This window comes from Mycoplasma sp. 327 (assembly GCF_053851655.1).
Genome location: NZ_JBSQBA010000001.1, coordinates 64,735 through 89,878, shown reverse-complemented (window position 1 = coordinate 89,878; position 25,144 = coordinate 64,735). Strand labels below are relative to the sequence as shown.

The following is a 25,144-nucleotide window of genomic DNA, read 5'->3' as shown; positions in this document are numbered from 1 at the left end:
ATTTAATTTGCTAATCTGAATTATTGCATTCTCTTCCATAATATTCATTTTTTCTTTTTGATTTATTTTATTTTTAATAAGAACACAAAATAATATTAAAAACGAAAGTGGTTTCCTCTGTTTAGAAATCGATTTGAAACAAAATAGAATTAAACATCTGAATGGTATTCCTAACATTTCAAATGAACCCACATTTATAAAAAAATTAAACCTTCTAAATAATAAATGAAGGAAATTAGATGACTTATGTGAGATTTTAGAAAAAAAATATAAACTTCTTTTTTTAAGTGCTTTAAAAAATAAAGAAAATACGATTATTAGTTTTGAAACAACACATAACAAGCATTCAACATACAAAACAAAGGTTAGTTTTGAAATAAATTTTATAAATGATCAAAAAGCTTTTATGACAGTTAATTGAAACAGAAACGATACTATTAAAAATGAAGTTTTCGAAGCTTTAAACACCAACATTTCTTACCTTTTTTCGCCAAACAGCAAATATATAGCATGTGGTTTTATTTTAAATATAAAAAATATTAATAGTATTAATAACTTTATAAAACTTTTCCAAGATAGTTGCGTTTATAATCAAATAAAAGGCGTCAAGGTTTTTCTTGATTGAAATAAGATCTTTTTCGTCTTTCCCTCTGATAGATTTCAAAGCGGGCATTCTTACTATGCAACTAAAATCTTTGCAAACACTGCTACTCTTTACAAAAATCTTTACTCTACCTTTTTTTCATTTAACAATGAGCTTTTAACCAACAAAAATCAATTGTATTATGAAACGGTCTTTGACTTTGTCAAAACACTTACACCTATGGTTGATTATTGAATTCCAAATAACATAGAAGATAACAAAGATTTTAAAATTTTTAAAGAAAAATATGAATATACACTTGATGAAATAAAACAAAGTAATAATATTGATTTTAAAACTGTGTCTATAAATAATTTTGGCGATGAAAATACTAAACTCAATTTATTATTAATTAAAAGAAAATTTGAAATTTTAAATATAAAAGATGAGAATATCATAGCTTCCTTAGACATTTATAAAAATTTTTTTATGCAAATATATGAAAACATCAAATCACAAGATATTCATGGAAAAGTTTTAAATATACAAGATTTTATTTTTAATTATATTGATAATAAAAGTATTGAAAATTCTATTAAAATTGATCGTTCCTTTGTCCAATTAGTTTCACTTAATTCAAAAAAAAGTATGTTAAGAGTTAAGAAAAAAATAGAACAAATTAAAGAAAACTATCCAAAGGCGGCTATAGGAATAAAATTAACCGAAATCAATAATGATATTATTTCACTAATTGGTAAATGAGTGGGAATTATATGATTTGATAAGTCGCTTACCAAAATGCTTAATAACCCAGAAACAATGTTATATATTGGTCTTATACTCAAAAAGGCAGAGCATTTAAAAATCTCAATTGTTTTTGAGAATTTAGATTTCAAAAACTATAAAAAAGTTTTATTTAACAAAAAAATTAAAATGTTTTACTCAAGCGAAAGAAAAAAATAACATTAATTTTGAAAGGTAAATTATGAATAAAGCTAAAATTAAAGAAAATTTTTTTGAGGCAATTAATGGAGAATGATTAAATAAGCATAAAATTGCTGATAACAAAACCTCAGTCGGCACGTTTGAAAGATTAGATGAAAGTTTAACAAGATTAAAAACTAAACTTATAACAAAATGATCAATCGACTCATCCGAAATAACTGAAAATAAAATTCTTCTAGAAATGGTTAAATTTTATAATTTAGTTAATAATTGAAATGATAGAAAAAAACACTCAATAAAACCTATTATTCCAATACTAAAAGAAATAGAGTCATATCAATCATGAAATGATATTGAAAATAACTATACTAGCTTATGCTTAAGAAATTTTGAAGTTCCTATTCCTTTTTTTATACACACAGATTTTAAAAACCATGAAAAACAAACCCTTTTTGTTTCGACCCCTTCTGTTATCCTTCCAGAAAAAAGTTATTATAGTGATGAAGAAAAAAAGAACTCATTTTATAGAATTTGAGTTAATATGGTTAAAAAAATGCTGTTAAAAGTAAATAATGATGAAAAATGAGCAAATGATTTAGTTAACAAAGCTCTCCTATGAGATAACGAGGCATCAAAATATATTCTTTCAGCACAAGAATGAGCAATTATAACTAACATTTATCACCCTAGAAAAGTTGATGATTTCAATAAAAAAATAAAAGAAATAAATTTATCTAATATTTTGAATTCATTAATCAATGATAGCATTAGTGAAGTTATTTGCGTTTCGAAAGATTTAGTTGACAATTATTCGAAATTATTAACAAAAGAAAATTTTGAACTTTATAAAGCTTTTCTATACATTTCATCATTAATTGAATTATCTCGCTTATTAGATTATGAAAGCTTAGTAATTTCCGGGGAATTTTCAAGAGCTTTAAGTGGTCAAAGAAAACCTTTTAGCAAGAAAAAAATAGCCGTAAAATTTGTTGTTGATAACGTTTTTTCTATGCCTTTTGGTAAATATTACGGCGAAACATATTTTGGTCCTCAAAACAAAAAGAATGTCGAGCAAATGATTCATAAAATGGTCAAAATATACGAGGACCGCCTAAAAGAAAACACCTGACTATCAAAACAAACAAAAGACAAAGCTATATTAAAACTTTCTAAAATCGGCGTTTATGTAGGCTACCCAGAAATTATTGAAGATTTTTATAAGGAATTTATTGTTCAAAAGTATAATGGCTATGATGATCTAATAACAAATGCCCTTAATTTCACAATGGCTGTTCAAAAAGCGAAATTTGCTGAATATGGTAAAAAGAAAGATATTAATCTTTGGTCAATGTCTCCGGCTATAATTAATGCTTATTATAACCCTTCAAGTAATAAAATAGTTTTCCCAGCAGGCATTTTACAATCTCCATTTTATAGTTCAAAACAATCCTCTTCTTCAAACTACGGTGGTATAGGGGCAGTTATTGCTCATGAAATATCACATGCCTTTGATAATAATGGGGCTAACTTTGATGAAGTAGGTAATATGGTAAATTGGTGAACCGAAGATGATAAAAAAGAATTTAACAAAAGAGCTGAAAAAATGGTTAAATTATTTGATAATAAAAAAACAGAAGTTGGTAAATGTGACGGAAGACTAACAGTATCCGAAAACATCGCAGATGCAGGTGGGTTATCATGTGCCCTTGAAGCAGCAAAAAGCGAAAAAGATTACAACCCAAAACATTTTTACATAAACTATGCTATCACCTGAAGATCTAAACAAAGACCTGAACTTCAAAAATTACTATTAGCTTCTGATGTTCATGCTCCTGCTATATTGAGAACAAACATTCAGGTACAAAACTCTGACGATTTTTATAAGACTTTTAAAATATCAGAGTCTGACCAAATGTTCCTAAGCCCGAAAAAAAGAGTAAAAATTTGATAATTAAAACCTCCTTCTTGTATTTTAAAAAAGAAGGAGGTTTTTTTAATGTAACAAAACAGATTGTTTTCTCCTTCGTTTTAAAAATAAAATTAATTGTAAAAAAATAAAAAGAGAAATTCAAAAAATAATTACTGATGCTATAAAAATAGCACTGTTCTTAAAAAAAGTAGAAGGTAAAATTTTAATAATTTCATCTTTTGAAGGTTCAAATATTCAATTTGTTTTACCAGCAAAAAATAATTCATGAAACTTACGGAAAGCAACATCATAATTACTAATTACCAACCCTATAACAATAATCAGCACCCCTAGTAAAATTGTCGAAGCAATAAAACAAGATTTAATAATTTTTATTCTTATTTTTGTAAATTTTGATATTAAAAAAACTAAAAGAATTGTAAATAAAGAAAAACCTAAAATAATAAAATCTATTAAAATCAGTCTTTTGACATCTGCGAAATGCGCCATCCCTAAAGATGAATAATCTAATTTCCCAGTCCCAAATTTCTTAAATAAGACTAAATAATCAAAAAGTTCGTTATATGCTAATTTAAGTTGATCATAATTTAGCTCACCATTATTAAATTTGATATTTTTGTAATCCAGATTAGATAAATGATAATAGTAAAAAGGTTTAATAACTATTGGCAACATAATCGAAAAACTTAAGATAAATAGCATAATACTTATTATCAAAAAAACATACAAAAAATATTTACATTTTTTTCACATTGCTTATATTAGTATAGCATTAATTAACAAAATGCTTTTTAAAAAAATAATTCTGTTTTTAGCAATAAAGTAACAAAGAATAGAAATGTTATTAAATAGCAAATAAAAAACAAAACAATTGACACTAAAAAAACTTTTTTTCTTTTAAAATTAAGGTTTTTTTATTTTTTTCGACTTATCGACATTTATTATCTTTATTATTAATTAAACAAAAGAATAAACATATATTTTTCTTTTTTATTTTAAATTATTTTCTAATAATTTTAATATAATTAAAATTCTATGAATATTAATTATTACAATGATACTATAGCAGCTATTTCTTCTGGCAATATTAATCAAGCGATATCAATTATAAGAATATCAGGACCTGAGGCAATAAGTATAATTAAAAAAATTTATACAGGAAAAATCGGAAAAGATAAAACAATAACTTATGGATTTATAATAGACCCAATAACTAACAAAAAAATAGATGAAGTATTAGTTAGTTTTTTTATCGGTAATAAAAACTATGTAGGAGAAGATACAATCGAAATAAATGCTCATGGTGGAATAATTGTTACGAATAAAATTTTAAATTTAATAATTTCAAATGGAGCAAGATTAGCAACTCGCGGTGAGTTTACAAGACGAGCATTTATAAATGGCAAAATTAGTCTTGAAAAAGCAGAAGCAATAAATTCTCTAATACATGCAAAAACTAATATACAAGCAGAAATTGCTATTAATCAATTTGAAGATAAAGATAATGAATTAATTAATAAATTAGAAGAACAACTAATTAATATTATTTCAATTATAGAAATAAACATTGACTACTCAGAATATAATGATATTGAGCAAATGGATAAAACAAAACTTTTAAAGTTAATAACAAATTTAAAACAATATATTGAAATAATAATAAAAAAATCAGAATTTGCAACTGATGTATATAATGGAATAAAAGTGGCTATCGTCGGAAGACCTAATACCGGGAAATCTTCAATTTTAAATTTATTATTAAATAAAGAAAAAGCAATTGTTACAGATATCGAAGGAACAACAAGAGATATTATTGAAGGCGATTATGAAATAAATGGAATTCCTTTTAAAATAATAGATACTGCAGGAATTAGAAAAACTCAAGATAAAATAGAATCAATCGGAATAGATCGTTCATTAAATGCAATTAAAGAAGCAAAAATTATTGTCCATTTATTTAACCCAGGTCAAAAAGAAAACAAAGAAGATGAATTAATAAAAGAAATGTCAAAAGGAAAAATATATATTCCAGTATTGAATAAAAGTGATTTATTAAATGATAAAGTTTCATCTGATTATATATTAACATCAGCAAAAAATAAAAATATTTGAGAATTAAAGAATAGTTTGGTAAAAAACTATTTAAATCTTGATTATAATGACAGGGAATTAATTTATAATACTAGAAGATTAGGTTTGTTAAAGCAATGCTATATTGAATTAAATAATGCGATTTTAAGCATGGATAAAGGTTTCGGCCCTGAGATTGTAATACTAGATATTAATAAAGCGTGGTCACTACTTAGAGAAATTTTAAACAAAGAGCATGATAACGAATCTCTATTGGATAATATGTTTAATAAATTTTGTTTAGGAAAGTAAAAAAAGGTGAAAAATGGGTTATAGTAGAAAAGTCGAACTAAAAGAAGGCCAAATATTGAAATGGGTTAAAAATGAATCAAAACCCTTTTATTTAGGCCTTTCATATGAAGGTTTAGGGATAATAAGAGATTTTAAAATTCCTATATTTGTTTATAATTTACTGCCTGATGAAGAAGTCGATATCGAAATAACATATTGCTCTAAAAAATGTTGTTTTGCAAAAGTAAAAAAATATAGAACTTGTTCATTATTGAGAGAAAAAATGGAACCTTCAAGAGTTTTATTATATGAAACAGGTTCTACTCCACTAGCTGGGATTAATTATGAAAACCAGTTAAAATTTAAACAATATATTATTAAGAATTTATTTGAAAGAAATTTAAATTACACAAAAGTTTTACCTATACTTGAATCAAATTGCCAATGGTTTTACCGCAATAAAATTTCGTTGCAAATAAAATATGATGAAAAAGGTCCAAAAATAGGTTTTTTTAAAAAATATAGCCATGATCTAGTTGAGCAAACAGAAATGGAACTTGCGGTTGTTGCAATTAGGGAATTTTATAAAAAAGTGCTAATTAGTCCAAAAACAGATTTTGAAAAAGATTTTAAAAATCTTATATTTCAGGTTAAACCATTTAAAATTACTTTAAGATCGCCAAAAAGCTCATTTTGTTGTATTGAAATAATTCTTCATATTAAGGAAGATTTAAGTCCTGAAAATATAAAATTATTTGAAGCCTTATTAAAGGACAATCTAAGCTATAAAGTAACTTTCTTTAATACAACTTCTAATAAGTGGATTAATTTGCTAAATCATAATGGTATAAAATATGAACTTGGAAAATTAGTGTTTAATGTTGTTAATGATACTTTTTATCAAATAAACGAAACAGTTATGAATAATATATATAAAAAGATAAGTGATTGAATACCTAGTAATGAATTGAACGTTTTGGATGCTTTTGGTGGAGTTGGTACAATCGCTTGCTTTATTGCGCATAAATGTCGTAAGGTTTATTCGGTTGAGATAAACAAAAAATCATCATTAATGGCTATTGAAAATATTAAAGAAAATAAAATTTCTAATATCGAAGTAATAAATGATGATGCAAATAAGTGGCTTATTTTAAATAAAGAAAAAATTGATCTAGTGATTTTTGATCCGCCTCGAGAAGGTTTAGATTCAGAAACTATTAAATCAATTAAGGATTCTGATATTAAGAAAATAATATATTTAAGTTGCGAGCCTAAAACATTAGTTCGTGATCTACAGAATATAACAAGTTTCGGATATGAATTAATAGAAGTACAGCCTTACGATATGTTTCCACAAACTCAACATATTGAAACTCTAGTTTTACTAGAAAAGAAATCTTAATAAAATTTAAATTTAAAAAAGTAAGTCAAAAACTTACTTTTCATCAATTATATATTCAGTAAAGTTTGATAAGTCTTCCATTTTAAAAACATGAAGCGAAACTAGTGATTTTTTAAATCAAGGAATAGTTTTTATATGTTGTAAGGCTTTTGTAATTTGTAATAAATTATTTATTGAACGCGAGAAATAAAAGCTGTTTGACAATCAGTGAAAACCATAGTGTCTTAAAATATCCCTTATTTCTTCATATGCTTGTTTATAATTTTCCTCGCCGACTCCATATTCTCTAATTAATAATTCTTTTTTTAGATAAAAAACAAGACCGTACATATATACCTCTATAATGTAAAAAATATATATTTAATTATACCACCATTACCCTTAAAAATATACCCTTAAAAAAGTAGTTACTTCTTATTAAATTTAAAAATTAATAAGAAAATTAAAAAACCTGATGAAACAAAAGACTTGAAAGTTTTATTGAATTCAAGTCTTTTTTATTTTTATTAATTTTTAAAAAAATATTAACGCAAAGTAAATCATAGAAATAGCTTCAATAAATATTGGTTTTTGTTACAAAAATATAGATAAGAATATATTTTTAATAATTGATTATTGACTTTAAAATCTTTTTAAAAAATGAATTGTTTTTATTTGTTATGTCTTACGTATCAAAATTGCATAAAAATGCAACATATATATATATATATATATATATATATAATATTACAATAAATATTTTTTATATTAAGGAGTAATAAGATGACAAAAAAATCTAAACTTTTTCTTTTAGGAACTTCATCTGCATTATTAGTTCCTATTATGACAATATCTTGCGCTACAAAAAAAGAACCAAATAAACCAAATAACCCATCAAATCCAGTTAATCCGCAAGATTCTCAAAAACCAAAAAAGACACCCCAAACACCTTCATCAATTGAACTGTTAGGTTTTGATAAAGAAGAATTAAATAAGCCTTCTATCGATAAATCGATTACAGAAGAAGATTTTAATAGACAAATAGGAAAACAAAATTCACAAAAACAAACGAATCCTTCAACAGATGATAAAAAACCTCATAAACCATCTATAAAGTTAGACGAGAATGCTTTCAAAAACATTGCTCCAGATATTATTTTTGATTATAATGAGCCTTCAAATGAACAAATTCAAAAGATAGTTAATAATTATTATAATCAATATCTATATCAAAAATATGACCCCTCAAAAGAGGAAAAAGGAATTAGATTTTCTTTTTCATTAGAAGGACAGGAATACATCTTTAATAAAGATATTAATGTCAAAAAGATTAAGGTAGACGAAAACAAACAAAAACATTTAAACTCATTAGCGGACGAGATAGTTTTTGCTTTGAAAAATAACAGTAAAACATATTTAAGTGAAAAATATAGTAAGGTTTTAATATCTTCATTTGAAAAACAAAAGCAAAAACAAATCCTAGATACTTTTGAAGAATATATAAATAAAGAATGACAAAAGATGAATAATATTTATGATGAGTCTTTATTTACGTCTAACGGTGTCGCTGCTAATGACATTAAAAATAGCATAAATAACTATTATAAACAAATTGATCCATCAAAAAGAACGATAAGACAATTATTACAAGACAAAAAAGATGTTAATAACTATTTTAGAACGTTAAACATTTTGCTATTTAGTTTTGCAGATCTTAAAGAATTTGGGGAAAAATTTCCACTTTTTCAACAAAATAAATTTATAACTAAGCAACAAATAAATGAAAGAAAAATCACCCACGGAGATTTTGACAAATTAATTCAATATCGTAAAAACGCTATTAAAAAATTAGGAGAAAAAATCACATATAAAACTTGGTTACAAAACCAAAATGATGCTTACTATACCTTGTCAACAAATTTAGATATTCATAAAATGCACGATTACAATATTGCATTAACACAATTGTGAACATTTATTGATGAATTAAAAAATGGTGCTAATCTAATAAAAATAGATAAAACAAAATTAGAAACAACCATGTACACTGAAGATCAAGTTATTGAAATGCTAAAAAAACCTGAAACAAAAAAACAAACAGAAGCTGCCTTTTATGCTCAATATAAAGATAAACATTTTACAAATATTTTTGACCCAAAAGAAAAAAATACAAGATGAGATAGAAATAAAAATTATATTTTGGAATTTAAGGCTTGAGTTCATAAATACAAAAACCAAACTAAACCAGGAATTTTTCTTTTAACCAAAATAACGTTTGACAATAAAGAAACAGATGAATTTTTAATAAAATATACATTTCTTCATCGAACAGGTGTTGGTCATCTTGGATTTCTAAAAACACCTAAAACGCAAAATAAAAATAAATAAAAATTATCTACGGTACCGAAAAATCAATATAAACTTGTTTTAGTTAAAAAACCACAAAAAGTTTAAGATTTAATTAGAAAACATAGGAAAAAGTAGACACCCTCATAGGAGGAATGTCTACTTTTTTATCTTGCTATTTTTGTACATAACAAATCTATATTGCATCTTTTTAATTGCTTTAATTTAATTCTTTTCAATTAATCTTGATGCTTCAGCTAAGTTTACGCTAAAGAAAGTTGTAACACCTCTTTTTTGCATTGTTGCACCATAAAGTTTATCCACCCTTTCCATTGTGCCTTGACGATGGGTGATAACGATAAATTGTGTTTTTTCTTTAAGATTTTGTAAGAATTCTGCAAAACGGATTACATTTGCTTCATCAAGTGCAGCTTCTACTTCATCTAATATACATAATGGCAATGGCTTTGCTTTTAATAGCGAGAACAATAGAGAAATTGCAATAAGTGCTTTCTCACCGCCAGAAAAAAGTTTTAAATTTTTGATAGATTTGCCAGGTGGCTGTGCCACAACATCAATTCCACTATCTAGAAGATTCTCTGGATCTGTGTATCTAATTTCTGCCATTCCACCACCGAACATTTTTGAGAAAACAAACTTTATTTCCTTATTCGCAAGATCAACGGTGTTGGTTATTCTTTCAATTATTATCTTATCCATTTCGCTAATAACTTCTTCAATTGTTGTTTTTGCTTCAACAATATCTTTTTCTTGCTTTTTGACTTCATCGTATCTATCCTCTGTTTCTTTGAGTTGTTCGATTGAGTCTAAACTTACATGGCCAAGATCTTTTATATCATTTTTTAAATCAGAAACAATTTTTCTTGCTATTTCGAAATCTAAATCTGCTATATAAAACTCTTTTGCTGTCTCAAAAAGCATATTATATTGTTCTGAAAGTCTTTGTTTTGCATAATTAATAGCTGCTTCTGATTTTGCTTTTTCTGCTATTTGGATAGCATTTTCACTAATGAGTTTATTTAAATCATTATTAGCCGCGCTTTGTTTTGCGTTTGCTTCTGCAAACTCTTTTTTAGCAACTTGTAATAATTCATTTTGAGAAGTTTTGTTTGTTAAAAGATGGCTTCTTTCAAGTACTAGTTTTTGAATTTCATATGCAATGTTAACAGTCTCTAACTCTTTTATTTTTTCTTTTGATATATTTTCATATTGAATTCTTAATTCATCAAATTTTGCCAAATCATCGTTTTGTATAAGCTCTTGTTTTGATAGATTAAGGCTTAAGTTTGAGAATAAACTAAGTAATTTTTGAATTTCTTGTTCTAGATCATTTAATTTTGTTTGTCGTTCAGAAATTATTTTTAATAGTTCTGGTTTCAGTGATTCAATCTTTTTTATTTGCTCATCAAGGCCAAATGCTGATATGTTGTCGCTTTTTTGCCCCCCACTTAAAACACCACCAACTCTAATTATGTCTCCTTCGAGAGTGACAACCATATAGCGTTTTTCAAGTAGCTGTGATAATCTATTAGCATTTTCAATATTATCCGCAATTAAGATATTGCCTAATAAAAATTTTCTTAAAATATCAAACTCACGTTCAGTATAAACCAACTCTGATGCAATACCTAAAAATCCTTTTTGAGTTTGGGCTACAACAATATGGTGTTCTGAAACGTATTTAGGATTTATGGACGCTAATGGAATGAAAGTTGCTCTACCACCATTATTTTCTTTTAGGAATTCAATAGCCTTAACAGCTGTTTCAGAATTATCAACAACTATATGTTGTAAGGCTCCTGCTAGAATTGTTTCAATAGCAAGGCCAAATTTAGCATCAACGCTTATAATTTCTGAAACTAGAGCCTTATATCCTTTAAATAAATGTGAGTTTTCAACAATATTTTTTGTCCCTTTTTGTAAATTGCTTTTGCTTTGCTTTACTTCATGAATATAATCTAATTTTGAATTTATTTTTTGTAGCTTTTCTTTGTCGTTATCCAGTTCTCTTTTAAGGTCATTTTTTTGAGCTGAAATATTTAAGATAGATTGATTAATGGTGTTGATTTTTTCTTTTTGTTGTTTAATAAAATTTTTAGAAAGTGAAATTTTTGTATTTAGGCTACTTAATTCGTCTTTTAGGGCTTCTCTTTTTTGCTCTACGTTTGCTTCAATACTTCCACTAATAAGCATTTCACGTTGTTTTGATTCCCTAGCAGATCTTATTTCTAAATCATTAATTTCTCTACTTATTTCATCAATGCGAGAAGTTAGATTAATAATCGCAGCATCGAGTTCGATCATAAGATCGTTTTTTTGCTTTGTTATATCATTGTAAAGTTTGATTTTTATTTCAAGATCCTCTTTTTTTTGACTATAAATCATTGAATTAGCGTTTAGTTCATCTAACTTTTCTGAATGAGCCATAAAATCGTGAACTAACAATGAGACTTCAACTTCTTTAAGTTGTTCGCTCATTATTTTATATTTCTTTGCTTTCTCAGCCTGTTTTTGTAATGGTTTTATTTGTTTTTCTAATTCCTGTACAACAATTGCTATTTGATCTAAGGCTTCTTGCGTTCTTTCTAATTTGCGCAATGCTTCTTGTTTTTTTGAGCGATACATCGATGTTCCAGATGCTTCCTCAAAAATTTCTCTTCTTCTTTCAGGTGTTGCCTCAGCGATATCAGAAATAGTTCCTTGCCCTATAATTGCTAATGATGATTTTGAAATGCCACTTTGCATAGCAATTTCTTTAATGTCCTTTTGTCTTGCTACTTCGCCATTTATATAGTACTCATTGGCACCTTTTCCTCTATTTAAGACACGAGAAATTGTAAAAAAATCATGGGGAATATTAGCGGCACGATCACGATTATCAAAAGTAAGTATGACTTCTGCGCGATTCATTTCCTTTTCTGTTTTTGAGCCCGCAAAAATTACGTCCTCCATATTATCACCACGTAAAACTTTTGAACTAGTTTCACCTAAAACTCATCTGATAGCATCATTAATGTTTGATTTACCTGAGCCATTTGGTCCAATAATTGCAACAACACCGCCGTCGAATTTTAATGTAACCTTATCAGCAAAGGATTTAAAACCATGTGATTCAACTTGAATTAATTTCATTATTTTCCTTTCCGTTTTTCAATGAAGACTTAAAAATAATAATATAAATTATTATAATAACTATTTTTAAAAAGGCTTAGCAAAAAATATTTTTTTCAATGTTGTTGTTATAAAAGCCATTTTTGATAATAAACTTATAATGAATTAATAAATTGTTTTCATTTTATTTTAAGCACGATTATTCATTTTACAATACAAGTTTGTTAGTAATTTTTATTAAAGTTTTAAGAGTAAAAATAAGAATAAAAATTAATCATTAAAACATATAAAATAACTTTTTAAAAGAAGTGTAAGTTTATTGTAAAAAGCCTTATAGTTAAATATTTTTTTAATTTTGATAAAATTAATAAAAATAAAGCTTTATTAGTATTGAGGTACCAATATGTCCAATAATAAAAAATGAAAAAATAAAAAAATTAACATTAATAACTATAGAACACTTGAGGTTCAAAAGCAAAGAAAAGCATTATCTAGCTCTTGAAAGATAGCTTTAACTGGTTTATTCCTAGTAGCAATTCCTTCATTTATTTTATTTATTTTGCTCGGCCGAGATGGATGGGCATTTGAAATAACAAAAAAAATGGAAAGATGGTCTATGCTTTTGCCTATTGCTATTGGTATTGTTATTATTCAAACTGCAGTTGTTTCTTTAATAGTTTTTAAATTTAAGGTTTATAGCAGTAGTTCATTCGTTTTTTTAGTTCCATTCGCAATTGCTATGGCTTCGTTCTTAGTTTCATCAGGCGTTGAAGAGTGGCCTTACAGAGTCATGCCAGCTGTTGGTCTTGCATTTTTATCGTTACCAATATTGCTTGTGTTTAAACATATTGAAAAAAAGAAAAAAGAAAAACAAAAATTACAGTTTGAACAAGAAGAAAGAGCAAAAAGAACATTACTAGACTAAATTAAGTTTAGTTTTTTATTTTATATCTAAATTAGTTTTAAATTAAGCCAAAATAAAATATTTACTTTCCAAGGAGATTATATGTATAAAAAAATTTCGCTAATTGATAAAGAAGTTGCAGAAATAATCAATAATGAAGCAAAGAGACAAACTGACCATATTGAATTAATTGCCTCAGAAAATTACGTTTCTGAGCAAGTACTAAATGCTGTTGGATCGTGTTTGACAAATAAATATGGTGAAGGATACCCTAATAAAAGATACTATGGAGGTTGCGAATTTATTGACCAAATTGAAACATTAGCACAGGAAAGGGCAAAAAAACTCTTTGGTACTAAATTTGCAAATGTTCAACCATATTCAGGATCAGTTGCTAACGCCGCTGTTTATATGGCCTTGTTAAAACCGGGCGATAGAGTATTAGGTCTTTCTCTTGATTCAGGAGGTCATTTGACTCATGGTTACAAAATCTCTTTTAGCGGAATTTTTTATGAATCATATACTTATTCGGTTGACGAAAATGGAGTAATAGACTTTGATGAAGTCTTAAAAATAGCTAAAAAGGTTAAACCTAAGATGATTATATGCGGATACTCAGCCTATTCGCAAATTGTAGAATTTGATAGATTTCGAGATATTGCAGATGAAGTAGGTGCATATTTATTTGCAGACATATCGCATATCTCGGGGTTAGTGATAGCAAAATTGCATCCATCACCAGTAGGTTATGCCGATGTGATTATGACAACAACTCATAAAACACTAAGAGGGACAAGAGGTGCAATTATTCTAACAAATGATGAAGAATTGGCTAAAAAGATTGATAAGGCAGTTTTTCCTGGTTGCCAAGGGGGAGCCTTGTTTCATCAAATTGCTGGTAAAGCTGTTTCTTTTTATGAAGCGCTTCAACCTGAATTTATTGATTATCAAAAACAGTTATTGATTAATTCAAAAGTTTTTTGTCAAACTTTTATGAATAAAGGGGCGAAAGTTATTTCTGGTTTAACAGCAAATCATCTTTTTATGATTGATGTTAAAAGTACATATGGTTTAACTGGCAAAGAAGCATCAAGAGTATTACAAGAATGCAATATCACCGTTAATAAGAATTCAATACCGAACGATACAGAAACACCATTAGTATCTAGTGGCATTAGATTGGGATCAGCCGCCATGACTTCTCGTGGTTTTGGCGAAGATGAATTTATCATTTTAGCTAACCTAATGGATAAGTTGTTAAGAGATCCAAATAATGAGAATTTAAAAACAGTTATTAAAAAAGAAGTAGCTAAACTAACTAATATGTTTCCAATAAAAAGAAGTTACATCAAAAATTAATGTTAGAGGTTTCAATGTTAGAAAAATTAGAAACAGATATTAAGAACTGAATTGGTTCAATTGCTGGTGTAGTTGATTTTAAGGCTTTGGATGAAACAAATATGGTTAATTTTGCTAATACTGGAATAGTTGTGGAAAAGATGCCGAAACAAAAAAACGGAATTTCTGTAACTATTGGATTAATAATTTTGATAAACTTAAATGCAAAAAACCTAGTGGAAGAAATATACCAAATCTTAACCTATAAACTAAAAAGCGAAAATATAAAATTATCAAAACTTTGTGTTTTTATAAAAGGAATAAGTAATGAAAAAAATTAACGGAAAACAATGGCTGGGCGCTATTTTGTCTGGTGCTTATAATTTAAGCAACAAACAAAATCTTATTAATGCATTGAATGTTTTCCCTGTGCCTGATGGTGATACAGGGTCGAATATGACATCAACAATTATTGCAGTTGAAAATATTAAGGCAGATGAATTTAGCAATATTTCTGATATTTCCAGTCAAATAGGTCAATCATTATTATTTTCCGCCAGAGGTAACTCTGGGGTAATTTTGAGCCAAATTTTTAAAGGTTTCGCAGTTGCTTTTAAGGATAAAAAAGAGATAAATTCTTATGATTTGGTAAAAGGGTTTGAGGAAGCTTATAAATACGCTTACAAAGCTGTTTTAAAACCTGTTGAGGGGACAATATTAACTGTTATCAGACAAACATCAGAAGGGTTGAAAGAAAAAATTCTTATTGATAGTGATATTACTGACGTTTCACGTGTCGCCGTGGAACTTGCTAGAATAAGTTGCGATCATACACCTGATCTATTACCGGTTTTAAAAGAAGTTGAGGTTACTGATTCAGGCGGTGAAGGTTTGTATGCTATTCTTGAGGGAATGCATTTATACTTTCAAGGTCAACCTATTACGCTTTTGGAAAAACAAACTGAGGTAAATAAATTTATATCTGATAATGAAGTTTTTGATGGTGAGTTTGGTTATTGCACCGAGTTTATTGTCGAATTAAAAAATAAGAAAAAATTCAAAAAGGATTTATTAATTTCGAAATTAGAGAAACATGGTAGTTCAATGGTTCTTGTGCAGGATGACTCATTTTTAAAGGTTCATATTCATGTCACTAGACCTGGTGATGTTTTAAATATTGCCAACAGCTTGGGACAATTTATAAAAATTAAGATTGAAAATATGACCTTGCAGGCTAATGATAGTAAAAGAAATAAAAATGATAATAATAGTAATGATCAATGTTGTGACGATAATCAACATGATTGCGGTCCAATAAAAAAGACCGCTGTAATCTCGTGCAATTCTGGAACTGGCATTATTGATCTTTTGAAAGAAAATGGTGTCTCGTATATTGTTGAAGGCGGGCAAACTAACAACCCATCAATAAATGACATTGTATCCGCTATTAACGCCGTAAGAGCTGAAACTATTTTTATTCTTCCAAATAATAAAAATATTATCCTCTCAGCCCAACAAGCCTCAACTATCGTGCAAGATAAAGAAATTATAGTAATTCCAACAAAATCGCAAGCCCAAACACTAAGCATTTTATTTAACTATAGTGAGGAAAATAGTGTTTCTGATAATCAACAACTAATGAATGATGCTCTTTTAAATATTCATTATGGTGAGGTTTCTCCTTCAATTAAAACTACTAAACTCAACGGTATTAAGGTTAAAGCCGGTGATTTTATGGCTATAAAAGAAGGAAAACTGAAAGATACAGATCCAACATTTAATGGTGCAGCAATAAAATTGCTTCATGAATTAATTACTCCCGAAACGCAATTAGTTAACATTTTTTATGGCCAAGATGTTACTGAGTCAGATATAGATGAATTACAAAATTATATTGAAATAAATTTTGATGTAGATATCGAAATACACAATGGTGGTCAAAGTATTTATCCTTATTTAATTTCAGCGGAATAGGAGAATTGAAATGAAAAAAATAGTTTTCGATGTAATGAATAATGATAATGGCTATAAAGAAGCAATCCAAGGCGCATTGGCCTTTATGAGTAAAAATAAGGATTATCAAATTGCCTTAGTTGGCGATAAAAAACTTATTGAAAAAGAAATTAAAAACAATACTTATTTAATAAAAAAAGAAGATTTTATAATTATTGATTCGCCCAATTTAGCAACCATCAATTCTTCGATAAGAGACGTTTTAAAAAAGCCATCATCAATGTTGGATGCTTTTAATTATTTAAATGAGAATGATTTTGATGCAATCTTGAGCAGCGGTGATAGCGGTTCTTTTATTTCATTAGCAACCCTAAAAACAAAAAGATTACCAAACGTTTTTAGACCTGCTTTTATGCCCATATTGCCTACAATGTCTGACCATTTTTCCCTGTTATTAGATGCCGGCGCAAATATTGATACACCAGCTCAATATATTAACAACTGAGCTATTGTAGCTAGTAAATATTTTGAATTAATTTTTAAAAAATTTAACCCAAGTATTGGATTGTTAAATGTTGGCACTGAAGAATATAAGGGTAGCCAAAATATCAAAAACGCTTACATGCTATTAAAGGAAAATAAGAAAATTAATTTTTATGGATTTATTGAGCCTAACGATGCTATTGCCGGAAAGGTTGATATTATTTTAGCTGAAGGACAACAAGGAAATATATTTCTAAAAACTCTTGAATCTTCATTTATTAATTTTGGGAAACTTCTCAAGAAAATAATTTATAAAAATATAAAAACAAAGATAGCGGGTCTTTTTTTAAAAAATGATTTGAAAAAATTTAAAGAAAAATTTGACTACCGAAATATTGGCGGCGCATATATAATTGGTTTAGAAAAAATTGTTGTTAAAGCTCACGGTGGTTCTGATGAATTAGCATTTGAAAACGCATTAAACCAAATTAAGCTTTTGCTAGAAAAGGAAGATTTTATAAAGAACCTTTCAAAGCAATTGGGGGATATTGAAAATAATGAAATTTAATGGTAGTGATTTAAAAATCCTAGATAATGTCTTGCCCTTTTTAAAACAATTAGGAGTAAAAACAAAAGAATTAAGTGATGAACATTTGTTTATTTTAATAACTGCATTTACACATAAATCTTTTACGAATGAACATAAGACAAGACCTCATAATGAATATCTTGAATTCATTGGAGATGGTGTATTACAATTTGTTGTAACAAGTTGAATTGCCAATAAATTTCCGCAATATGAGGCAGGTTTAGCAAGTAAATTAAGAAGTAGTATAGTAGATAAAAATAACCTTGCCAAAATTGTTGAAAAGTACTCATTATTTAAATGATTAAGATATGGTAATTCTGCATTTTCTAATGGAACTAATATCAAAACGAAATCTAATCTTTATGAAGCATTTATAGGTGCTATATATTTGGTTTATGGTATTGAGGGGGTAAAGAAAATTACTGACCTAACATTATGAGAATCATTTAATTTGCAATGTAACAAGACCCATGTGCATCCTAAAAGCGAGTTGCAAGAATTATTACAACAATTTAGTCATTCTAGAATTGAGTATGTTACCGAAATGCTTCCTAACAATGAATTTGGTTCTATTGTATTGCATGAATCTCAAAGATATGGCGAGGGTTATGGTAAATCTAAAAAAGAAGCTGAAACCAATGCTGCAATTAATGCGTTGAAAAAATTAAGAAGAAAATAAATAAAAACGTCTTTTATGTTGAATACATACAAGACGTTTTTTAATTATAATTAATGTTATTTTGTTAAAATAATTCAACTTGATTTGTATCATTTAAATTATCTAATATACCTAGCTTTTTTAGTTCGGAACAAATCTTAGAATTTACTTTTCCTCTCTGGCAAAGATCTTCGATAGATAAAAATTCTTGCTGATTTCGAGCATTAACTATTTGTTCTGCAACGGTATCACCTAGTCCATCAACAACAATAAATGGCGGTATTAAGGATTTGGTTTTTTCATCAACAATTCAATCCTTGGAATGAGATATTGATAAAGAAACGTTTTGAATTTTAAACCCTCGAGCATACATTTCCTTTGTTATTTCAAATGTGGTAATTAATGCTGACTCTTTTGTTGAAAGCGCATTACTTATATCGTTCTTTCTCTTTTTTAAATTCATTAGTTTTATATCAACGCTAGTATACCCTTTTGACATTGTTTCAATATCAATTGCATCTGGTCTTATTGAAAAATATGAAGCGTAAAATTGTAGAGGATAATAAAGTTTATACCAAGCAATTCTTCAGGCCATAATAACATAAGCCGTTGCATGAGCCTTAGGAAACATATACTCAATTTTTTTTAGTGAATTAATGTATCAGTCTGGAACATTATTTTTTATTAATAGTTCTTCTTGCTCTGCGGATAAGCCCTTACCCTTACGGACTTTTTCCATTATTTCAAAGGCTTTTAATGGCTCGATATTTTTTCTTATTAATTCTTGCATAATATCATCACGACAGCATACACAATCTTTTAATTTAAACCCTTTTTTGACTAACTCTTCAGCATTTCCGGCCCACACATTAGTTCCGTGACTTAGACCACTTAATAAGATTAAATCATTAAATGTGCGTGGTTGCGCTTCTCTTAACATGTTTCTAACAAAACCCGTTCCAAACTCTGGCAAACCATAAGCACCTGTAGTTTCACCATCAATCATTTTTGGATCGATTTTTAGTGATTCAGTTGTATAGAATAACTTCATAACTTCTGGGTCAGATTTTGGTATGTCTTTGGCATTTGTTTTTGTTAAATCTTCAAGCATTTTTATTGTTGTTGGATCATCATGACCTAGTAAATCAAGTTTTAAAACATTATCATGAATGGATTCAAAATTAAGGTGTGTAGTTTTTCATGAACTATTAACATCATTTGCAGGATAATTAACAGGTGTAAAGTCCTCAACATCAAATTCCTTGGGAATAATAATAATTCCTCCCGGGTGTTGTCCTGTTGTTCTTTTAACCCCGGCCGATTTATTTGCTAAGAAATCAAGAAAAGTTCTTGATCACGGCGTTTCACTTAATCGCACTTCTTCCATATATTTTCGGCAAAAACCATATGCGGTTTTTAAGGCAATTTTAGATATAGTTCCGGCCCTGAATGAATGATTTTCACCAAATAATTCCTTAACTAAATTGTGAATTTTTGGTTGATAATCACCACTGAAATTTAAATCAATGTCCGGAACTTTGTTAGCTTCAAAACCTAAAAAGGTTTCGAAAGGTATATTATGCCCATCTTTTGAGAGTTTTTTATTGCAATTTGGACAATTCTTATTAGGGAGATCCCATCCTGAATATATATTAGGATCATTATTTCATTCAAAATATTTGCATTCCAAACATAAATAATGTGGTTCAAGTGGATTAACTTCCGATATTTCTGATAGGTTAGCTACTATCGAGGAACCTACTGAGCCACGACTACCCACTTGATAACCATCTTCATTTGAACGTTTAACTAATTTATGGCTAATTCAATAAATTACTGAGTAACCATACTTAATAATAGGGTTTAACTCTTTTTCTATTCTTTCAATGATTATTGGATCAGGACTTTTTCCATATTTTTTATAAAGATTTTCATATACTAAATTACGCAATTTAGTTGGTGAATCATCAAAGGTTGGAACATATAATTTATCTTTAATAACTTGTATGTTCTCAATTTGATTAGCAATTTTTTTGGGATTATAAATAACAATATCTTTAATTAATTTTTCATCGCCTAAAAAAGCGAACTCATCTAACATTTGTCTAGTTGTTAGATATTGCAACTTTGGTTGTGTTTTTCTTTTTAATCAATGTACCCCACCACCAAGCGAAGGAGCGTTAATGTAAATGGCATGAATAGTTTTTTGAAAATCATAAACATATCTTGAGTCAGATGTTGCGACACACATTTTGTTAAGCTTTTTGCATTTTTCGATTAAGTCATGATATGCGAATTTAAGGTTTTCTCATGAGATAAGTTCCTCGCCCTCTACTAAATACACAAAAGATGAAATCGGTGGCAATTCAATATAATCAAAGTTAATGATTTCTTTTTCTATTGATTCATTTGTACCCAGGATTATTTTGTCCCACAATTTTGAGCGATGTGTCCCTGAACCAAACAAAATATTATTGTATTTTATTTTATCCTCAATGTAAAACTTTGGACCGTCATTATAATTTTTTGTTAGTGATGAAGATAGGATATTGAATAATTCTTTAAGTCCTCTTTGGTTTTTTGCTAATACTCTTATTTCGGAAGACATTATTCTGTTTGATCATTGTGTAGCATCAACATTTAACAGCTCGGATGCACTAAAGATGTTTTTTTCAATGGCTAATCTTGTGATCATTTTTAATCAGACTTGAGCCAAAGCATGAGCATCATAATCAGCCCTATGAGCGTCGCTAAATGTATAAATAACATTATGTCTCTTACATACATAATTCATTTTATGCCTTGCTTCACTTTTATCTAAAAAATATGAAACCCACAAGGAGTCAACACAAATTAGATTGCTTGTATCAAGACCTAATTGTCTAAATTTTTCCATACACATATTTATATCAAACGCAGCATTGTGCGCTACACCAATGCGCCCGTTTAAAATAGAATGGATTTTTTTAATTCCCTCTTCAGGGGATAGCCCCCCTTCTAAAAGTTGTTCATTTATTTTGGTTAGTTCTTTGATTTTTTGGCTTAGTGTCTTTTTTGTTTTGATAAAAAACTGAATTTTTTCTACTATTATGCCATTTTTAATTATTGTAGCTCCAAACTCAATAATATCGTCAAAGCGGCATGATAGTCCTGTAGTTTCGAGGTCAAAAACAACGTACTCAGCTTCTTTTAAATCAAAATCCTTAAATTTTTCATATCCTTTAAAAATTAAATTTTTCTTTGAAATTGTAGATAGTGTTGCTCCGTATATAGGTTTAATTCTTTTTTCTTTTTTTAAGGCATTATAGAAAGATGGGAAACTTTGTACATTATCTAAATCCGTAATTGCGATAAATTCATGGCCATATTTTATGGCAGCTTTTATATATTCATTAGGGGAAGAAATTCCGTCTTGAACACTCATGTGTGTTCTTGTGGCTAAATCTATTCTTTTTTCAACCTCATTATCTTCGGCTAATGAAGTTATTGGCTCTGTTTTGGTAAACGCTTGCGCACCGTATGCCATTATAACCTTAGCTTGTGTAAATTTGTCATCAGTTAGCATACCCGTTACATAAATCGTATCGCCTTCATTGATAGAAGGTTTTTCTTCTGATTCGTTTTGAATAAAAATGACAGAAATAGCTTCGTTATAATCTGAAATTTTTAATGTTAAAAGGCGTTTGTTATTTTTTAACGATTTCCATTCTAAAAAATAAATTTCCCCTTTTACAATAACTCTTAGTTCTTCAAATGTTGTTAAGGCGGTAGCAATATCCATTTCAACTAATTTAGCCTTAGGTTTTGCGTAATATTTTTGACCGTTACTATTTGTTGTATTTTTATCTGGATTTTTTTGCGAAAAACTTAATTCCTCTTTTTGCTGAATTGAGTAGGAGTTTATTAAATTGTTTATGGTTTTTTTCTTACTATTATTTGAATTATCAGCTAATTTATAAATAGGTTTAAGAAATTCAAATCCTATTTTTTCTAGTCCTTGAACAATTAGGTTATTATTTTGTTTGAATTTTTCATATGCAGTTTTTAATGGAATAAGAAAATTTATTTCATTGTCAGTCACTTCTATATGAGCCGAATTTATAAAACCAGAAATGTCATTCAATGATGGAAAACTTTTATCAATAACATATTTTAGATAGTCAGCAATGTTTTTTTTATCTAAAATAACATTTTGAATAATTAAATTAATGCGGCATTTTGGAAATCGAGACTCGACAGCTTTATGAAATTTCTTATATTCATTGATGTTAATATGTTGATCAAATTGTACATCAAAAACTCAGTTTTCAAATCCCTCTTTAATAGCGGGATGTACTAATAAAAGTTTAGCACCATCAAATTCATTAGATGGCTCAAATTTTACCTCTTTACATAGTTGTTTAAAATATTCATCCATCATATGAATTACCTCCAAATCTAATTGATAAATAATATTATTGAAGTCATGATTACAACAAATGAAGTTGAATCAAAACGATCCATAAAACCACCATGCCCTGGTATTAAATTTGAAAAATCTTTTATTCTATATAATCTTTTGACTAGCGAAAAAACAAGATCGCCTAGAATAGATATAAATGGTAAAAGGAATATGCCAGCTATCAATTGTTTTCAATTAGTAAAAATAGAAAATGTTTTGTTTTGTGTTATATGGCCTAAATACATTGTTATAAATACAAAAATCGATCCAAATATAAAACCTACAAAAGCGCCCTCTCATGACTTCTTTGGACTTATTTTAGGAGCCATCCCTCGCTTAATTAATTTTTTTCCAAATAAAGAACCCCCGACATAGGCCATCGTATCAGTGATAACTGGTATTATAATAATGGCGAAGACAAAATATAAATTTGCAGCGTTATATATAAACAAGCTTTTAAAAGCAAGTGGAATAAATCATGTTGAAAAAATAGCAATAAAATAAGAAAAAATAAAGTCTCTTTTTATGGTTTTAGTAATGAAAAGATTTACTAGGAATATGCAAGTTATAAAGAGAATTATTAGCAATAGCTGTAATGCTCTAAATTTAGATAGACTATCATATCCAAAAAAAATTGATTTTTTTATCTGTTTTGTCACTATCAATATATTTGAACCAGTTGTTTTTGCAAGACCTATAAAATTACTATGTTCTGGTTGCGCTGAGAACCAATCCAACGGAAAAGCCCAAACTAATACTGTTAAAATAGCTATAAGAATATTTTCCCATCTTTTTAAAATGTTATGAGAAAGAACCTCATAAGTTGCTCATGCAGAAATGATAGCAAAGAAGGAGAAGCCAATAACTTTTCCTGGTATTTTTCCAAAATATGTTATAAATAAAAAAGGCAATAAAATTAATGCTAAAATCATTGCTGACTTTATTCTTAGCTTAATATTTTTCATATTTAATAATTATAGACACTAACAGTTTATTAATGATGTAAAAAAAGTTTTATATTTATATTTTTTTATAGTAGATTTTGTAATAGATGATATTAAAGTTATAAATATATTTAATTACAAAATTAAAACACACCTTTTTAGTCCGAGAGATGAAATACAAAAAATTAAATATATTAATTTTATTAATTTGCAAATCAATAATATAACATCGGGTGGTTCTAAATCTATTTATGTTCCTTTAATCATATCAATCCTAAACAAATTAAACTTTTTTCCAAATGTTGATTTAAATGAAGAAAATCTTATTATTTTGTCTAAAGTACTATACAAAATTGAAAAGTTTGACACATTATGGGAACTTGATTTTAAAGGACAATCCCTAAGTACATCAATAATTAATAAAACAAATAAATTGTTATTCAAAGATAATAAGCCTGTAGATGTTGAATTTGCTAATCAAATTTATAAAGAACTTATTAAGATGCTATCATTAAATGATGAAGACGATAAAAATATTAAATTATTGCGCGAACATCTTAATAATAAATTTAATTATGAAATAACTGATGAGAATTCATCATTTAAACCAGTGTCAAATAAACTGTATAAATTAATTATTGCACGTGTATTTAGCGGTTTCAAAAATAAGCGCGAACAGCCGTTTTGATATGAAAAGTTTAGAAGTGAAGATGAACGTCAAAATGATTTAAGCTATTTAAATTTAAGTTATGAACACATATTGCCGCAAACCCCCTCGCCAGAAGATTGCAAAGATTTAAAAAATATGAATATCGATTTTAATACAGACTATATGACATTAGTTTACAAGATTGGTAATGGTGATTTAATGTTTAAGCCGGATAACTCAAGATTAAGTAATGAAATGGTTAAAGATCCAAGTAAATATAATATGGTATCAAAAACAAATTTTGCATTAAACACACCAATAATGTCCTTGCTACCTGATAAAGAAGGCAATTTTACTAAAATATCTTTTAGCCCAATAGTTGGAGAACCTATTAAATGTCTTGAGGATTTTAAAAATCGAAAGAAATCTATTGATGAACGTACAAATCAAATTATTGAAGCTTATATTTATATTATGTTTAGCGATAAAGCAAATAAATTAAAGTAA

At 27.7% G+C, this 25,144-nt stretch carries 17 protein-coding genes; 12 read left to right on the top strand and 5 right to left on the bottom strand.

The window, feature by feature from the left end:
* The first annotated feature begins 7 nt into the window (after positions 1–7).
* Positions 8–1,546: an MHO_4530 family protein gene (locus ACWXVS_RS00290; RefSeq protein ID WP_455994453.1), complete on the top strand. Its 1,539-nt coding sequence runs from the start codon at positions 8–10 to the stop codon at positions 1,544–1,546.
* 22 nt (positions 1,547–1,568) lie between these two features.
* Positions 1,569–3,479: a M13 family metallopeptidase gene (locus ACWXVS_RS00285; RefSeq protein WP_455994451.1), complete on the top strand. Its 1,911-nt coding sequence runs from the start codon at positions 1,569–1,571 to the stop codon at positions 3,477–3,479.
* 42 nt (positions 3,480–3,521) lie between these two features.
* Here ACWXVS_RS00285 and ACWXVS_RS00280 read toward each other — a convergent pair whose 3' ends face one another.
* Entirely contained in the window at positions 3,522–4,211 is a 690-nt protein-coding gene (locus ACWXVS_RS00280) for a TIGR01906 family membrane protein (RefSeq protein WP_455994449.1), read from the bottom strand.
* Between the two features lie 282 nt (positions 4,212–4,493).
* Between ACWXVS_RS00280 and mnmE the strand changes: the two genes are divergently transcribed.
* Both mnmE and rlmD read left to right on the top strand, forming a co-directional pair.
* On the top strand, positions 4,494–5,840 hold the full coding sequence (mnmE, locus tag ACWXVS_RS00275; RefSeq protein WP_444704892.1) for a tRNA uridine-5-carboxymethylaminomethyl(34) synthesis GTPase MnmE: 1,347 nt from the start codon (positions 4,494–4,496) through the stop codon (positions 5,838–5,840).
* Between the two features lie 13 nt (positions 5,841–5,853).
* Entirely contained in the window at positions 5,854–7,221 is a 1,368-nt protein-coding gene (rlmD, locus tag ACWXVS_RS00270) for a 23S rRNA (uracil(1939)-C(5))-methyltransferase RlmD (RefSeq protein WP_455994448.1), read from the top strand.
* Between the two features lie 33 nt (positions 7,222–7,254).
* Here the strand turns inward: rlmD and ACWXVS_RS00265 are convergent, their stop codons facing one another.
* Positions 7,255–7,551, bottom strand: a complete 297-nt coding sequence (locus tag ACWXVS_RS00265) for a hypothetical protein (RefSeq protein ID WP_438340497.1) — start codon at positions 7,549–7,551, stop codon at positions 7,255–7,257.
* Positions 7,552–7,983: 432 nt separating this feature from the next.
* Between ACWXVS_RS00265 and ACWXVS_RS00260 the strand changes: the two genes are divergently transcribed.
* On the top strand, positions 7,984–9,588 hold the full coding sequence (locus ACWXVS_RS00260; RefSeq protein WP_455994446.1) for a hypothetical protein: 1,605 nt from the start codon (positions 7,984–7,986) through the stop codon (positions 9,586–9,588).
* 183 nt (positions 9,589–9,771) lie between these two features.
* On the opposite strand, the gene ACWXVS_RS00255 is transcribed toward ACWXVS_RS00260, so the two are convergent.
* A complete protein-coding gene (locus ACWXVS_RS00255; RefSeq protein WP_438340499.1) occupies positions 9,772–12,699 on the bottom strand; it encodes an AAA family ATPase in 2,928 nt (975 codons plus the stop codon).
* A gap of 382 nt (positions 12,700–13,081) precedes the next feature.
* Between ACWXVS_RS00255 and ACWXVS_RS00250 the strand changes: the two genes are divergently transcribed.
* From ACWXVS_RS00250 to rnc, 6 genes are all read left to right on the top strand, one after another.
* Positions 13,082–13,603, top strand: coding sequence for a hypothetical protein (locus ACWXVS_RS00250; RefSeq protein WP_438340500.1), 522 nt, complete (start codon positions 13,082–13,084; stop codon positions 13,601–13,603).
* 81 nt (positions 13,604–13,684) lie between these two features.
* Complete coding sequence (gene glyA, locus ACWXVS_RS00245) at positions 13,685–14,941, top strand: serine hydroxymethyltransferase (protein WP_438340501.1); 1,257 nt, start codon at positions 13,685–13,687, stop codon at positions 14,939–14,941.
* 14 nt (positions 14,942–14,955) lie between these two features.
* Entirely contained in the window at positions 14,956–15,261 is a 306-nt protein-coding gene (locus tag ACWXVS_RS00240) for a hypothetical protein (protein WP_438340502.1), read from the top strand.
* Positions 15,248–16,894, top strand: a complete 1,647-nt coding sequence (locus ACWXVS_RS00235; RefSeq protein WP_438340503.1) for a DAK2 domain-containing protein — start codon at positions 15,248–15,250, stop codon at positions 16,892–16,894. Before ACWXVS_RS00240 ends, ACWXVS_RS00235 begins: the two co-directional genes overlap by 14 nt.
* A gap of 10 nt (positions 16,895–16,904) precedes the next feature.
* Complete coding sequence (gene plsX / locus ACWXVS_RS00230) at positions 16,905–17,924, top strand: phosphate acyltransferase PlsX (protein ID WP_438340504.1); 1,020 nt, start codon at positions 16,905–16,907, stop codon at positions 17,922–17,924.
* Complete coding sequence (gene rnc / locus ACWXVS_RS00225; RefSeq protein WP_438340505.1) at positions 17,914–18,624, top strand: ribonuclease III; 711 nt, start codon at positions 17,914–17,916, stop codon at positions 18,622–18,624. Before plsX ends, rnc begins: the two co-directional genes overlap by 11 nt.
* 64 nt (positions 18,625–18,688) lie before the next feature.
* Here rnc and ACWXVS_RS00220 read toward each other — a convergent pair whose 3' ends face one another.
* Entirely contained in the window at positions 18,689–23,023 is a 4,335-nt protein-coding gene (locus tag ACWXVS_RS00220; RefSeq protein ID WP_455994444.1) for a PolC-type DNA polymerase III, read from the bottom strand.
* Positions 23,024–23,040: 17 nt separating this feature from the next.
* The gene (locus ACWXVS_RS00215) at positions 23,041–24,009 is read right to left on the bottom strand and encodes a phosphatidate cytidylyltransferase (RefSeq protein WP_455994442.1); all 969 of its coding nucleotides are present in this window, start codon (positions 24,007–24,009) and stop codon (positions 23,041–23,043) included.
* A gap of 187 nt (positions 24,010–24,196) precedes the next feature.
* On the opposite strand from ACWXVS_RS00215, the gene ACWXVS_RS00210 reads away from it, so the two are divergent.
* Positions 24,197–25,144 (top strand): hypothetical protein, encoded by a 948-nt coding sequence (locus ACWXVS_RS00210; RefSeq protein ID WP_455994440.1) that lies wholly within the window; start codon positions 24,197–24,199, stop codon positions 25,142–25,144.